This window comes from Streptomyces sp. NA04227 (assembly GCF_013364195.1).
Lineage (GTDB): Bacteria > Actinomycetota > Actinomycetes > Streptomycetales > Streptomycetaceae > Streptomyces.
Map to the genome: position 1 here is coordinate 5,000,673 of NZ_CP054918.1, position 14,095 is coordinate 5,014,767.

12 protein-coding genes are annotated in these 14,095 nt (G+C 71.9%); 8 read left to right on the plus strand and 4 right to left on the minus strand.

What is annotated here, in order from left to right:
- Window positions 1–8: 8 nt before the first annotated feature.
- From HUT18_RS21410 to HUT18_RS21425, 4 genes are all read right to left on the minus strand, one after another.
- Window positions 9–2,021, minus strand: a complete 2,013-nt coding sequence (locus HUT18_RS21410) for a 2-oxoacid:acceptor oxidoreductase subunit alpha (RefSeq protein ID WP_176102198.1) — start codon at window positions 2,019–2,021, stop codon at window positions 9–11.
- 213 nt (window positions 2,022–2,234) lie between these two features.
- Window positions 2,235–2,894: a response regulator transcription factor gene (locus tag HUT18_RS21415; RefSeq protein WP_303246583.1), complete on the minus strand. Its 660-nt coding sequence runs from the start codon at window positions 2,892–2,894 to the stop codon at window positions 2,235–2,237.
- A 325-nt stretch (window positions 2,895–3,219) separates the two neighbouring features.
- Window positions 3,220–4,587: a sensor histidine kinase gene (locus HUT18_RS21420; RefSeq protein ID WP_176102200.1), complete on the minus strand. Its 1,368-nt coding sequence runs from the start codon at window positions 4,585–4,587 to the stop codon at window positions 3,220–3,222.
- A 149-nt stretch (window positions 4,588–4,736) separates the two neighbouring features.
- Window positions 4,737–5,954: a sensor histidine kinase gene (locus HUT18_RS21425; protein ID WP_176102201.1), complete on the minus strand. Its 1,218-nt coding sequence runs from the start codon at window positions 5,952–5,954 to the stop codon at window positions 4,737–4,739.
- A gap of 469 nt (window positions 5,955–6,423) precedes the next feature.
- On the opposite strand from HUT18_RS21425, the gene HUT18_RS21430 reads away from it, so the two are divergent.
- The 8 genes from HUT18_RS21430 to HUT18_RS21465 all read left to right on the plus strand — a co-directional run bounded on the left by HUT18_RS21430 (window position 6,424) and on the right by HUT18_RS21465 (window position 14,093).
- Window positions 6,424–6,816 carry an NADH-quinone oxidoreductase subunit A gene (locus HUT18_RS21430; protein WP_176102202.1) on the plus strand — a complete coding sequence of 131 codons (393 nt, stop codon included), beginning with the start codon at window positions 6,424–6,426 and terminating at the stop codon, window positions 6,814–6,816.
- Window positions 6,807–7,478: an NADH-quinone oxidoreductase subunit B gene (locus HUT18_RS21435; protein WP_176102203.1), complete on the plus strand. Its 672-nt coding sequence runs from the start codon at window positions 6,807–6,809 to the stop codon at window positions 7,476–7,478. The genes HUT18_RS21430 and HUT18_RS21435 overlap by 10 nt, the downstream gene beginning before the upstream one ends.
- Entirely contained in the window at window positions 7,475–8,992 is a 1,518-nt protein-coding gene (locus HUT18_RS21440; RefSeq protein ID WP_176102204.1) for an NADH-quinone oxidoreductase subunit C, read from the plus strand. Before HUT18_RS21435 ends, HUT18_RS21440 begins: the two co-directional genes overlap by 4 nt.
- Window positions 8,989–9,954 carry a complex I subunit 1 family protein gene (locus HUT18_RS21445; protein WP_176102205.1) on the plus strand — a complete coding sequence of 322 codons (966 nt, stop codon included), beginning with the start codon at window positions 8,989–8,991 and terminating at the stop codon, window positions 9,952–9,954. The genes HUT18_RS21440 and HUT18_RS21445 overlap by 4 nt, the downstream gene beginning before the upstream one ends.
- A gap of 197 nt (window positions 9,955–10,151) precedes the next feature.
- Window positions 10,152–10,877: a 4Fe-4S binding protein gene (locus tag HUT18_RS21450; protein WP_254879063.1), complete on the plus strand. Its 726-nt coding sequence runs from the start codon at window positions 10,152–10,154 to the stop codon at window positions 10,875–10,877.
- 23 nt (window positions 10,878–10,900) lie between these two features.
- Window positions 10,901–11,632 (plus strand): NADH-quinone oxidoreductase subunit J, encoded by a 732-nt coding sequence (locus tag HUT18_RS21455; RefSeq protein WP_176104713.1) that lies wholly within the window; start codon window positions 10,901–10,903, stop codon window positions 11,630–11,632.
- On the plus strand, window positions 11,632–12,057 hold the full coding sequence (gene nuoK / locus HUT18_RS21460) for an NADH-quinone oxidoreductase subunit NuoK (RefSeq protein WP_176102206.1): 426 nt from the start codon (window positions 11,632–11,634) through the stop codon (window positions 12,055–12,057). Before HUT18_RS21455 ends, nuoK begins: the two co-directional genes overlap by 1 nt.
- On the plus strand, window positions 12,054–14,093 hold the full coding sequence (locus HUT18_RS21465; RefSeq protein WP_176102207.1) for an NADH-quinone oxidoreductase subunit L: 2,040 nt from the start codon (window positions 12,054–12,056) through the stop codon (window positions 14,091–14,093). The genes nuoK and HUT18_RS21465 overlap by 4 nt, the downstream gene beginning before the upstream one ends.
- The last annotated feature ends 2 nt before the right edge of the window (window positions 14,094–14,095 follow it).

A 14,095-nucleotide genomic window follows, 5' to 3' on the forward strand; every position in this document is an offset into this window, starting at 1 on the left:
TGAGGATCTCAGCCATCGAGGGACTCCTTGAAGACCGTGGCGAGTTGTTCGGCCTTGAACGGCATGCCGCTGACCTGCGTGTACGACCGGGTGTCGGTCAGGAACCTGGCCCGGATCAGCGTGTTGAGCTGGCCCAGGTTCATCTCCGGCACGATCACCTTGTCGTAGGCGGCGAGCACCGCGCCGAGGTTGGCCGGGAACGGGTTCAGGTGCCGCAGGTGCGCCTGGGCGATGACCTCACCGGCGCCGCGCAGCCTGCGTACGGCCGCGGTGATCGGTCCGTACGTCGAGCCCCAGCCGAGCACGAGCACCCGTGCCTGCCCCGAGGGGTCGTCCACGGCAAGATCCGGGACCTCGATCCCGTCGATCTTGGCCTGGCGGGTGCGCACCATGTGGTCGTGGTTGGCCGGGTCGTAGGAGATGTTGCCGGTGCCGTCCTGCTTCTCGATGCCGCCGATCCGGTGTTCCAGACCGGGCGTACCGGGCACCGCCCACGGCCGCGCGAGCGTGTGTTCGTCGCGCTTGTACGGCCAGAACACCTCGGTGCCGTCGGCCAGTGTGTGGTTGGGTCCCTGTGCGAACTGCACGCGCAGATCGGGCAGTTCGTCCGGCTCGGGCACCCGCCACGGCTCGGAGCCGTTGGCCAGGTAGCCGTCGGAGAGCAGGAACACCGGCGTGCGGTAGGTCAGCGCGATCCGGGCCGCGTCCAGTGCGGCGTCGAAGCAGTCCGCGGGCGTGCGCGGGGCGATCACCGGGACCGGTGCCTCGCCGTTGCGTCCGTACATCGCCTGGAGCAGGTCCGCCTGCTCGGTCTTGGTCGGCAGTCCGGTGGACGGGCCACCGCGCTGGATGTCGATGACAAGGAGCGGCAGTTCGAGGGAGACCGCGAGGCCGATCGTCTCCGACTTGAGCGCGACACCGGGGCCCGAGGTGGTGGTCACCGCGAGCGCGCCGCCGAAGGCGGCACCGAGCGCGGCGCCGATCCCGGCGATCTCGTCCTCCGCCTGGAAGGTGCGGACGCCGAAGTTCTTGTGCTTGGACAGCTCGTGCAGGATGTCCGAGGCCGGGGTGATCGGGTACGAGCCCAGGTACAGCGGCAGGTCCGCCTGCTGCCCGGCCGCGACCAGGCCGTACGAGAGCGCCAGGTTGCCGGAGATGTTGCGGTACACGCCGGGCGCGAAGGCTCCGGTGGCGGGCGCCACCTCGTAGGAGACGGCGAAGTCCTCGGTGGTCTCGCCGAAGTTCCAGCCCGCCCGGTAGGCCGCCAGGTTCGCCTCGGCGATCTCCGGCTTCTTCGCGAACTTCTTGCGCAGGAAGGCCTCGGTGCCCGCGGTCGGCCGGTGGTACATCCACGACAGCAGGCCGAGCGCGAACATGTTCTTCGAGCGCTCCGCCTCCTTGCGGGAGAGGTCGAAGCCCTCCAGGGCCTGCACGGTCAGCGTGGTCAGCGGCACCTGGTGGACGCGGAAGGCGTCCAGGGAGCCGTCCTCCCACGGCGCCGCCGCGAAACCGACCTTCGCCATGGCCCGCTTCGTGAACTCGTCCGTGTTCACGATGATCTCGGCGCCGCGCGGCACATCGGCCAGGTTCGCCTTGAGGGCCGCCGGGTTCATCGCCACCAGGACGTCCGGGGCGTCGCCCGGCGTCAGGATGTCGTGGTCGGCGAAGTGCAGCTGGAAGGAGGAGACCCCCGGCAGTGTTCCGGCGGGCGCCCGGATCTCGGCCGGGAAGTTCGGCAGAGTGGACAGATCGTTGCCGAACGACGCGGTCTCGGACGTGAAGCGGTCGCCGGTGAGCTGCATGCCGTCCCCGGAGTCGCCCGCGAACCGGATGATCACCCGGTCCAGACGGCGGACATCCTTCGCCGCGCCGGACTCCTCGGTGGCAGTCGGCTCGGCGGCGGTCTGTGCGGCAGCGGTCTGTGCGACCGGGCTGCTGACCTCGCTGGTCACTGAACTGGACCTCCCTCGAAACGGGTCGGCGGGAGCGGCCGGCGGACCGGTCCTCCCGAGCCCCACCATACGTGGGTAAGGGTTACCTTCCCCTGGTTCTCCGTGTCCCGGTCGTCACACCGGACTATCCGTTTGTCCTGTTGTGCCATGATTTCCGGCCCCCCTGGGCGCACCCTTCGGTGACCCGCCGCTCATCCATTGGTTCTAGGTCCTCGGACGTAGCCTTCTGTTCCGCTCCGCGCTGTCGAGTGCCGCTCCCCGGTCCGGCCCGTCCGGTTCCGCTCAGGAATTGAGATAGGTCAGTACGGCGAGCACGCGCCGGTGGTCGCCTTCACTCGGCGAGAGCCCCAGTTTCAGGAAAATGTTGCTCACGTGCTTCTCCACCGCTCCGTCGCTCACGACCAGCTGCTTGGCGACCGCGGAGTTGGTCCGGCCCTCGGCCATCAGCCCGAGGACCTCGCGCTCCCGGGGCGTCAGTCCGGCGAGGACGTCCTGTTTGCGGCTTCGGCCCAGAAGCTGCGCCACCACCTCCGGGTCGAGCGCGGTGCCGCCCTCGGCGACCCGGACCACCGCGTCCACGAACTCCCGCACCTCGGCGACCCGGTCCTTGAGCAGGTAGCCCACGCCCCGGCTGGACCCGGCGAGCAGCTCGGTCGCGTACCGCTCCTCCACGTACTGGGACAGTACGAGCACTCCCAGGCCAGGGTGCGCGCGCCGCAGTTGCACGGCCGCGCGTACGCCCTCGTCGGTGTGGGTCGGCGGCATCCGTACGTCCGCCACCACCACGTCCGGCAGTTCGTCCCGGTCGGCGAGTTCGCCGATCGTCTTGACCAGTGCCTCGGCGTCGCCGACGCCCGCGACCACCTCGTGGCCCCGGTCGGTCAGGAGCCGGGTCAGGCCCTCCCTCAGCAGCACCGAATCCTCGGCGATGACCACCCGCACCCAGTCCTCCACAGCTCTCGGTCCCACGGCGCCGCTGCCACGGCGCCGGACTGAAGCATCTCAGCATGCGGGATCCGTGTGCGCCCGGGCCGGACAAAGCCTGCCGTGCGGGCGGCCCGGGCCGAAGTCCAGTGGCCGGATTGAGGTGGCGGAGCGGAGCTGTCAGGGGGCGGACGGGGTGTGAGTGGGGGAGCGGGGGGTGGCACGGGGGTGTGCGGGTGGTGCCGGGCGCGGGATCCTCCCGCCGCTCGGGCGCCCGCGTACGTGCGCCGCGCGCCCACGCCCGCGTACGCGCTCCCGTAGGCACTCCCCGTACGCGCTCCGCTCAGCGCCGCCAGGGGAGTTCGGCCACGACCCGGGTCGGTCCGCCCGGCGGGGAGTCGACGACGAGGATGCCGTCGACCGCGTCGAGCCGCTCGGCGAGACCGGAGAGGCCGGAGCCCGCGGTGACGTCGGCGCCGCCCACCCCGTCGTCGATGACCTGGAGCATCAGCCGGTCGTCCACCCTCCAGACGTCGATCGTGGCCTGGGTCGCGCGGGCGTGCTTGCTGATGTTCTGCAGCAGTTCGGAGGCGGTGAAGTAGGCGATGCCCTCGATCGCGGCGGCCGGGCGGCTGGGCAGGTCGACCTCCACCAGGACAGGGACCGCGCAGCGCGAGGCGACCGCGGAGAGGGCGGCGTCCAGACCGCGGTCGGTGAGGACGGCCGGGTGGATGCCGCGGGCCAGATCGCGCAGCTCCTGGAGCGCGGTCTTCACCTCGCCGTGCGCCTCGTCCACCATCCGGGCCGCGGCCTCAGGGTCCTCGGCCAGCTTCTCCTTCGCCAGGCCCAGGTCCATGGCCAGGCTCACCAGGCGGGCCTGGGCGCCGTCGTGCAGATCGCGTTCGATACGGCGCAGATCGGCGGCCGCGGTGTCCACCACCACACCCCGGTCCGACTCCAGCTCCACCACCCGGTTCTCCACCTGCGAGGGGCCGAGCAGCCCGGAGACCAGCAGCCGGTCCACCATCGTCAGACTGCGGATCATCCACGGCGTCGCCAGCGTCAGGAGCAGGCCGACGAGCGCGGTGACCGTCAGCTCGAAGGGGTTGTCCAGATAGACGCTGTGCCGCTCGTCCCCGTAGAGCTGGATCCCGTCCACCCCCGCGTAGACCGGCAGCGCCCAGTGCCAGAGCGGGTAGGTGAGCGCCGCCCAGCCGTACGTCCACAGGGACACCGACAGGCTGAAGGCGAACACCGACCAGGGCATGTGCAGGACCGCGTACAGCAGATGCCGCCACGAGCTGCCGCTCTTGAGCACCGCGCCCATCCACGAGAACGGCGAGTTCTTCGCAGGCCGCAGCGGCGCCGGGGCGGCCACCTGGAGCCCGAGCAGCCCGCGCGCCCGCGCACGCTCCAGTGCGCCGAATCCGCGCAGCGCGAACAGGCCGAGCGCGAGCACCGGGATGCCGAGGAAGGTCACGAGCAGCCCGACCCCGAGCGCGAACATGGTCACCGCGAAGCTGAACACCACCACCGAGATCGGCAGCCCGACCACCTGGTAGCCCAGCTCCCGCAGCGTCCGCCCCTCGACAGGCGCGCGCAGCACCGCGGGGACCCGGTGCCGGGCCCCGCCCGCCGGACCGACCCCGGACCCGTCCGCCGCGCCGAACCCATGCCCGCGGCCGTACCCCTGTCCGTACTCGCTGGACATCGCTCACTTCCGTTTCTTCCCTGGCCGGTGCGCTCCTGGCCTGGCCGCTTCACTCCCGGCCGTCGCCCGTCGACCGGCCCACTCCACAGTCCTCCCGGACGCGGCCGCGGACCATGCGGTGCGTCGGTCTCTTCGGCCGGGGGTTTTCCCTACCCCCGCCGGACGTCGTCCCGCGTGGGCTCCTCGACGCGGTCCCGCCACGGCAGTTCGGCCGTGACGGTGGTCGGCCCGCCCTCGGGGGAGTCGATGACGAACAGACCGTCCACCGCCCCGAGCCGGTCGGCGAGACCGGCCATGCCCGTACCGCCGTCCAGATTCGCCCCGCCCCGGCCGTTGTCCGAGACCTGGATGAGCAGCCGGTCCTCGGACCGCCACACATCCACCGTCGCCGCGCTCGCGCCGCTGTGCTTGCTGATGTTCTGCAGCAGTTCGGAGACCGTGAAGTACGCGATGCCCTCGATCGCCGCCACCGGACGGCTCGGCAGCGAGGCCGTGACCGTCACCGGCACGGTGCAGCGCGAGGCCACCGAGGACAGCGCGGCGTCCAGGCCCCGGTCGGTGAGGACGGCCGGGTGGATGCCGCGGGCCAGATCGCGCAGCTCCTGAAGGGCGAGCTTCACCTCGCCGTGCGCCTCGTCCACCATCTGGGCCGCCCCGTCGGGGTCCTCCAGAAGCTTCTCCTTGGCCAGGCCGAGGCCCATGGCCAGATTCACCAGGCGGGCCTGGGCGCCGTCGTGCAGATCGCGTTCGATACGGCGCAGATCGGCGGCCGCGGTGTCCACGACCACACCCCGGTCCGACTCCAGTTCGGCGATCCGCCGCTCCAACTCGTCCGAGGGCGAGAGCAGTCCCCGGATGAGCATCCGGTCGACGTTGCTGAGCCCGCGCGCCAGGAACGGCAGCACCGGCCACAGCACGAACAGCGAGACGAGTACGAGGGCGAACGTCAGCACACCCCACGGCAGCCGGATGAACTCGTACAGCATCGTCCGCCAGGCCACCGTGTCCTTGAGCTGGGCCCACAGGCGGGTCAGGAACTCCTGGTCACGGCGCGGCAGCGGGCTCGGCTCGTCGATCCGCAGCCCGAGCAGCTTCCGCGCCCGCGCCCGCTCCGCCTTGCCGAGCTGCCGGGCCCCGAGCAGGCCGAGCGCCAGCAGCGGCAGACCGATCAGGGTCACCGTCAGGAACGCGCCGGTGGACAGCACCGTCACCGCGTACACGAACCCGATCAGCGCCGTCGGCAGGTTCAGCAGGAGATGCGCGATCTCCTTCCAGGTGAAGGCGTCGAAGGCGAAGCGTGGCTGCGGCGGACGGTCCTGGCCGTCCGCCTCGCCGCTCCGTGTCGTGGTGAGCGTGCGTGCGGTCATGGCGGACAGCCTGCCCGGCCGCGCGCCGCGGCGCCATGAGGTGCACCGGCCGGTTCAGCTGGGGTTAACCCCACCCTTCCCGGCCACCGGCGGTGCGCCTTCCCGCGCACCGGCCGGTACCGCTTCCCGCTCACCGGCCGGCAGCGCTTCCCGCTCACCGCCGTACCTGCTCCGGCCCACCGGCCCGATTCCGCCCGCCACTTGACGCCGCACTTGACGACCCGCCTGACGTCCCGCTCGACGCCACGCGGCGGACGCGCGCCGAAGTACCCCGGTCGCGACCCCCTGCCGCCACCCCTGCCACCCGCGAGCGGGCCGTCCCCCGCCCAGGTGTGCCCATCTCCCGGACCAGCACGTGAGACGGCCTGCTTACCCTGCCCTTAGCAGGGCCTAGACTCCCGTGCGTACAGGTTGTCGGACAGATCGAGCGCGGGCGCGAGAGCGCCGGGCCGAGGAGCGAGGAGCGGACGTGCAGGAACCGACCGTTCTCGCCGCAGGCTATTTCGCGTCGTATTCGACCGTCGGGCTGCTCGCCCTGGTCGGCGTGCTGTTCGTGGCCGTCGCCTTCGGCGCGAACCGGCTGCTGCGGCCGATGGTGCCGACCCCCGAGAAGCTGCTCACCTACGAGTGCGGCGTCGACCCGGTCGGCGAGGGCTGGGCGCACACCCAGGTCCGCTACTACGTGTACGCCTTCCTCTACGTGATCTTCGCCGTCGACTCGATCTTCCTGTTCCCCTGGGCGACGGTCTTCGCCGCGCCCGCCTTCGGCGCCGCCACCCTGGTCGAGATGTTCGTCTTCCTCGGCTTCCTCGCCATAGGGCTGCTCTACGCCTGGAAGAAGGGAGTCCTCTCATGGATGTGACCGAAACCCCGGGCGCCGGGGCGGCCGGGAACGCCGCACCCCACGGCGCCACCGCACAGGACCTGCCCGACCCGGTACGCGTCCCGGCCACCGGCCGCGGCAAACTCGGCGTGCTCTCGCGGCTCGCGCCCGAGCCGATGAAGGTGGTCCTCAACTGGGGCCGCCGCTACAGCCTCTGGGTCTTCAACTTCGGACTCGCCTGCTGCGCCATCGAGTTCATCGCCGCCTCCATGGCACGGCACGACTTCATCCGGCTCGGCGTCATCCCGTTCGCGCCGGGCCCGCGCCAGGCCGACCTGATGATCGTCTCCGGCACGGTCACCGACAAGATGGCCCCGGCGGTCAAGCGGCTCTACGAGCAGATGCCCGAGCCCAAGTACGTGATCTCCTTCGGCGCCTGCTCCAACTGCGGCGGCCCGTACTGGGACTCGTACTCGGTGACCAAGGGCGTCGACCAGATCATCCCCGTCGACGTGTACGTGCCCGGCTGCCCGCCCCGGCCCGAGGCGCTGCTCCAGGGCATCCTCAAGCTCCAGGAGAAGATCGCCGAGGAGTCGCTGCGGGACCGGTACGGCAAGCGGGCGGCCACCGCCCGCCCGTCCACCGCCCAGTTGCAGAGCGGCCTGGTCAAGCCGCCCGTACCGGGGGAGGGCGACCGGTGACCGGCTGGCTGACCGCACCCGTCGAGGAACTCTTCGGCGAGGGCGCCACGGCGGAGGAGAGCTACGACGTCCTCACCGTCGACGTCCCGCCCGAGCGCTGGACCGAGGCGCTCACCACCGCCCGGGACACCCTGGGCTGCACGTATTTCGACTGGCTGAGCGCCGTCGACGAGCCCGGCACCGGCTTCCGCGTCGCCGCGCACGTCGTGGCCCTCGCTCCGGTGCGCCGCCTCCTGGTCCGCACCACCGTCGCGCACGAGGCGCCCGTACTGCCCACCGCCGTCGGTATCTACGCGGGCGCGGGCTGGCACGAGCGCGAGACCCACGAGATGTTCGGCGTCGTCTTCGAGGGCCACCCGCACCTCGAACCGCTGCTGCTCCCCGAGAACTTCGAGGGCCACCCCCTGCGCAAGGACTTCGTCCTCGCCGCCCGCGTGGCCAAGGCCTGGCCGGGTGCCAAGGAGCCCGGGGAGTCCGAACACGGCGGGCCCAAGCGCCGTCAGATGCTGCCGCCCGGTGTCCCCGATCCCAATGAATGGGGGCCGCTCAAGGGGCAGTTGCCGCCTGCTCCGGCTCGGCCTGCCCGGGGGGCGGGGCGTGCGGCGGGTGCCGGTGGTGCGGGTCGTGCGGCCGGAGCGGAACGTGCGGCCGGTGGCGCTGCCGAGCGGGGCGCGCGGGCTGCGGCGCGGGGCGCGGGGCGTGCGGCCGGCGCGGGCGCGAGCACGGAGACGGGCACGGAGGCCGGCGCTACGGGTGCCGCCGAGGGCGCGCCCGCGGCTGGGCGCGCCGGTACCGAGCGGCCTGCGCGCCGGGCGCGGACGGCGGCCGAGGGGTCGGTCAGTCAGGCGCGGGAGATTGGCGCGGGGAACGGTGCTGGTGCCGGTACGGGCGCGGGTTCCGGTACGGACACGGGTTCCGGTACGGGCGGCGCGGGTGCTGGTGAGGGTTCGGGTGCCGCTTCGGCGGGTGCCGCGTCCGATGCTCCGTGGCACCAGGCGCGACCGGCCTTCGACGAGTCCGAGAGTTCGGCGGGGGAGAGCGGCGCGAAGGCCGAGGCGAAGGCTGACGCCGAGAAGTCCGACGCGAAGTCCGACGCGAAGGCTGCCGACGAGAAGGCTGACGCCAAGGCCCCGGAGACAGCTGCCGAGAAGGCCGCAGAGGAACCTGTCGAGAAGCTTGAGAAGGCCGACAAGGCCCCAGAGGCAGTCGCCGAGGAGAAACCGGCCGCTCCCGAGCCCTCGGGTGGTGGCGAGAAACCGCCGCCTCCTGCGCCGCCGTCCGATGGCGGAAAGTCCGGCGCACCCGAGGCGGGCCAGGCCGAAGTGACCGCCCCGGACAGCGAGTCCAGGGATCGCGAGTCCAGGGATCGCGAGTCCAGGGATCGCGAGTCCACGGACCGCGAGTCCAAGGACCAGGAGTCCACGGACAGCGAGTCCACGGACGCCGAAGACCCCCGCCCCACCCGCGAGCCCGACCCCACCCCCGACCCGGAAGCCCCCGGAGGTACGCAGTGAACGACGTGCTCGACGTCGCGCTGCGACTTCTGATCGTCTTCGTCGCATTCCTCGTGCTGCCGCTGGTCGTGGGCCAGACCGAGCACAAGGTGATGGCGCACATGCAGGGGCGGCTCGGCCCCATGTACGCGGGCGGTTTCCACGGGTGGGCCCAACTCGTCGCCGACGGCGTGAAGTTCGCGCAGAAGGAGGACGTGGTCCCGGCGGGTGCCGACCGGCGGATCTTCCAGCTCGCGCCCGCTGTCGCGCTGCTGCCGTACCTGCTCGTCCTCCTCGCCATCCCGGTCGGCAAGGGCGACGGGGCGGTCGGCGAGGTCATTGACGCGGGCATCTTCTTCGTCCTGGCCGTGATGGGTGTCGGCGTGCTCGGCTCGCTGATGGCCGGGTGGGCGTCCGCGAACAAGTTCTCGCTGCTCGGCGGTCTGCGCACGGCCGCGCAGCTCCTCGCGTACGAGCTGCCCATGCTGCTCGCCGCCGCCTCGGTCGCGATGGCCGCGGGCACGGTCTCGCTGCCCGGGATCGTGGACGCCTTCGAGTGGTGGTGGCTGCCCTGGCAGATCGTCGGCGCGCTGGTCTTCTTCATCGCCGGTCTGGCCGAACTCCAGCGCCCGCCGTTCGACATGCCGGTCGCCGACTCGGAGATCATCTTCGGCGCGTACACCGAGTACACCGGCCTGCGCTTCGCGCTCTTCCTGCTCGCCGAGTACGCGGGCATCGTCGTCCTGTGCGGACTGACCACCGTCCTCTTCCTCGGCGGCTGGCAGGGACCGTGGGGCGCCGACATCGGCTGGGTGTGGACGCTGCTGAAGACGGCCGTACTCGCCTTCCTCGTCATCTGGTTGCGCGTCACCTATCCCCGGCTGCGTGAGGACCAGCTCCAGAAGCTCTCCTGGACGCTGCTCGTCCCGCTCGCCCTCGCCCAGATCGCCCTCACCGGCGTCGTCAAGGTGGTGATCGAGTAACCATGACCGAATCCTCGCCGCACTCGCCGTCCTCGTCGCACGACCACACGCACACCCACTCCTCGCACGAGGGACACCAGCACGCGCACCCGTCCCAGGCTTCCGCCGGGTCCACGGCGCGCGCCGACAACCCCGCGCGCCGCTCGCGGTTCCCCGGCTCGGGCCTCGCGAAGGGGCTTGCCGTCACCCTGCGCACGATGACGAAGAAGACCGTCACCGCGCAGTACCCCGACGCGCTGCCCCAACTGCCGCCCCGCACCCGCGGAGTGATCGGCCTGTTCGAGGAGAACTGCACGGTCTGCATGCTCTGCGCCCGTGAGTGCCCGGACTGGTGCATCTATATCGACTCCCACAAGGAGACGGTCCCGGCCGCCACTCCGGGCGGGCGCGAGCGCAGCCGCAATGTGCTCGACCGTTTCGCCATCGACTTCGCGCTGTGCATGTACTGCGGTATCTGCATCGAGGTCTGCCCCTTCGACGCCCTCTTCTGGTCGCCGGAGTTCGAGTACGCCGAGACCGACATCCGCGAACTCACCCACGAGCGCGACAAGCTCCGCGACTGGATGTGGACCGTCCCCGAGCCGCCCGCCCTCGACCCGCGCGCCGAGGAACCCAAGGAACTCGCCGCCGCCCGCAAGACCGCGGACAAGCTGGCGGCCGAGGCGGAGGCCGCCCGGGAGGCACAGGCCGCCGAAGGCGCGGAGGCAGCGGACCCCAACGCCGCGACCGACACGGACAACGGCACCGGCACGGCTACCGGAACCGGTGCCGACACCGGCACGGGCAGCGGAACCGGTGCCGACACCGGCACGGGCAGCGCCACGGGCACTGGCTCCGACGCCGATGCCCGCCCCGCCGACGCTCCCGAGAGCGACCGGAAGAGCGGCCCCGAAGAGTCCGGCCCGCAGGGAGGAACGGCGTGAGTGACCTGAGCCAGGTGAGCCACGTGGGCCTCGCGGCCCAGACGCACGGGTTTCTGTCCCCGACCGGTGTGGAGGTCACCTTCCTGCTCGTCGGCCTGGTGACCTTCGGCGCGGCCGTGGTCACCGTCACCACCCGGCGCCTTGTGCACGCGGCGCTCTGGCTGGTCGTCGCGCTCGGCGGACTCGCCGTCGAATACCTCCTGCTCACCGCCGAGTTCATCGCCTGGGTCCAGGTACTGATCTACGTCGGTTCCGTCGTCGTCCTCCTGCTCTTCGGTCTCATGCTCACCAGGGCGCCCATCGGCCCGTCCCCGGACGCCGACTCGGAGAACCGCTGGGTCGCCCTCGGTGTCGCCGTCGCCGCGGCCGCCGCGCTGATCTGGGTCGTGGTGGACGCCTTCCGTACCACCTGGATCGACCTCGAAGGCGCTCCCCAGGGCAGCACCAGACTCACCGGAGAGAGCCTGTTCCGGGGCTGGGTGCTCCCCTTCGAGGCCCTGTCCGTGCTGCTGCTGGCCGCCCTCGTCGGCGCCATCGTCATCTCCCGCAAGAACGCGGAGGGCGAGACACCGGGCGGCGCCGACGGCGGTCGCACGGGCACCGGCGCCGCACCGGCCCCGACCCGCCCGGCCGACGGCCGCGCCCGCGCCGCCACGCCGGGCAGCACCCCGGCGCACACCCCCGCTTCGGGCAACGCCCCCGCCGACGTCCCTACTCGGGGAGACGCCCCCGCCAACGAGGAGGAGCAGCGCTGATGCACCTCGCCTATCCCGCGGTGCTGTCCGCGCTCCTCTTCTGCACCGGCCTCTACGGAGTCCTGGCCCGGCGCAACGCGATCCTGGTGCTGATGTCGGTCGAGCTGATGCTCAACGCCGTCAACCTGAACCTGGTCGCCTTCGACGCGTGGTTCGCCCAGACCGCCGAGGACACCCTGCACTCCGGCCAGGCGCTGACCCTGTTCATCATCGCCATCGCGGCCGCCGAGATCGGTATCGGTCTCGCCGTCGTCCTCGCGGTCTACCGCGCCCGGGGCACCTCCGACATCGACCGCCTCCGGGACACGGCCGAGGGCCACGGCCCGGACGACCCCCACGACCCTGACGACATCGTGGGCCCCGACGGCACCGGGACCGCCGCGGACGCCCCCGGCACGGCAGACAGGACTGAGGCCGCCGCGTGACCACCACGACCCTCGCCGTACTCGTCCCGCTGCTGCCCGCCCTCGGCGCCCTCGCCGGACTGCTGCTCGGCCGCACCGCCCCCGGCTTCGTACGGCCGCTCGCGGTACTGCCCACCCTGGCGGCGGCCGTCCTCGCGGTCACCGTCGCCGTCCGGCAGGGCGGCAACAGCCCGGTCGCCGCGGCCCGCGAGCTCACCCCGACCGGTTCGGTACCGATCGAACTCGCCCTGCACATCGACGGTTTCGCCGCCCTCGTGGCCGTGCTCGTCGGTGTCGTCGCCACCTGTGTGCAGCTCTACTCGACCGGCTATCTGCGGAACGACCCCCGCTACCCCTCGTACGCCGCGATCGTCTCGCTGTTCACCTCCGCGATGCTGCTCGTCGTCTACTCCGGCGACCTGATGGTGCTCCTGGTCGGCTGGGAGATCATGGGCATCTGCTCGTACTTCCTGGTCGGCCACTACTGGGAGACCCCCGAGGCGCGGGCCGCCTCGCTGAAGGCCTTCCTGGTCACCAAGCTCGGCGACGTCCCGTTCCTGATCGGTCTGTTCGCCCTGGCCACCGAGGCGGGGTCGTTCCGGATCACCCGGATCCTCGGCACCGTCGCGAACGGCGGCCTCGACCACCCCACGGTCATCGCCCTGCTGCTGCTCGCCGGAGTCGCGGGCAAGTCGGCGCAGTTCCCGCTGCACACCTGGCTGCCCGACGCCATGGCGGGCCCCACCCCGGTCTCGGCACTGATCCACGCCGCGACCATGGTCGCGGCCGGTGTCTACTTCATCGCCCGGCTCCTCCCGGTCTTCGTCTCCTCCGAGGCCGCCTTGGTCGTACTCGCCGTGATGGCGGCGGTGACCATGGTCGGCTCCGGCATCGCCGCCCTCGCCCAGGACGACATCAAACGGGTCCTCGCGTACTCGACGATCGGTCAGCTCGGCTACATGACCGGCGCCCTCGCCGTCGGCGAGCGCGGCGCCGCCGTCTTCCACCTCCTGTCGCACGGTGCCTTCAAGGCGCTGCTCTTCCTCGCGGCCGGTGTCGTGATCCACGCGGCCGGTACCAACTCGCTCGCCGCCATGTCCCGTATGCGCGGCCTCAAGGACCGGATCCCCGACGCCTACTGGACGATGACCGTCGCCCTGCTCGCGCTCGCGGCGATGCCGCCCTTCAGCGGCTTCTTCTCCAAGGAGGCCGTGCTCGGTGCGGCCGAGCACGCGGCCACCGGTCACGAGAGCCAGGTGCCGGGCGCGGCGGGCTGGATCGTGCTCGTCGCGGGCCTGGGCACCGCACTGCTCACCGCCGCCTACGCGACCCGGTTGTGGCTGCTCACCTTCCACTCCCCGCTCGCCGGTCCGGTACCGAACGGCAAGGCCGCCGCCGAGGCGGCCGAGGCAGGCGCCCACGGCAAGGAGCCGGTGGTGATGAACCTGGTGCTATGGGTTCTCGCCCTCCCCTCCCTCGCCTTCGGTCTCGCCGTCGGCGTCCTCCCGGACTGGTTCGACGGACACTCGCTCAACCCGACCCTGACCACCTCCGTACTGGGCACCGGCCTGGCACTCGTCGGCGGTCTGGTCACCTACGGCACCTGGCGGCACACCACCGCCATGGCCGCACGGTTCCCCATCGGCGCCGTCACCGCGCACCCTTCGGAGAGCCCCGCCGAGGTCGAGGCCGAGGCCATCGCCGCCCACGAGCAGGTGTACGGCAACATCGCCTCCGCACCCGACCCGGCCGACCCGGGCAGGCTGCTGCTCGGCCCGCTGCACAAGCCCGCCGCCGCGGGCTTCCACCTGGACGCCGTCTACAGCGCGCTGTTCGTACGCCCCGTCAAACAGGCCGCGCGGCTCGTGGCCTTCCTGGACCGCGAGGTCGTCGACACCTACGTACGGGCCGCCGCCACCGCGCCCCGATGGTTCGGCGCCGCCGTACGCCGCGCGCAGACCGGCAACGTCCAGACCTACGTCAGCGCACTGCTCGCCGGCTCCCTGGTCCTGGCGCTCGCCGTGGTCGTCCTTGCCAACGTCAACGCGGGGTCGTGAGC

Coding starts and splice junctions, on each gene's coding strand:
- HUT18_RS21410 (WP_176102198.1), bottom strand. CDS start 2,021: ATGGTGGGGCTCGGGAGGACCGGTCCGCCGGCCGCTCCCGCCGACCCG.
- HUT18_RS21420 (WP_176102200.1), bottom strand. CDS start 4,587: ATGTCCAGCGAGTACGGACAGGGGTACGGCCGCGGGCATGGGTTCGGC.
- HUT18_RS21425 (WP_176102201.1), bottom strand. CDS start 5,954: ATGACCGCACGCACGCTCACCACGACACGGAGCGGCGAGGCGGACGGC.
- HUT18_RS21435 (WP_176102203.1), top strand. CDS start 6,807: ATGGATGTGACCGAAACCCCGGGCGCCGGGGCGGCCGGGAACGCCGCA.
- HUT18_RS21450 (WP_254879063.1), top strand. CDS start 10,152: ATGACGAAGAAGACCGTCACCGCGCAGTACCCCGACGCGCTGCCCCAA.
- nuoK (WP_176102206.1), top strand. CDS start 11,632: ATGCACCTCGCCTATCCCGCGGTGCTGTCCGCGCTCCTCTTCTGCACC.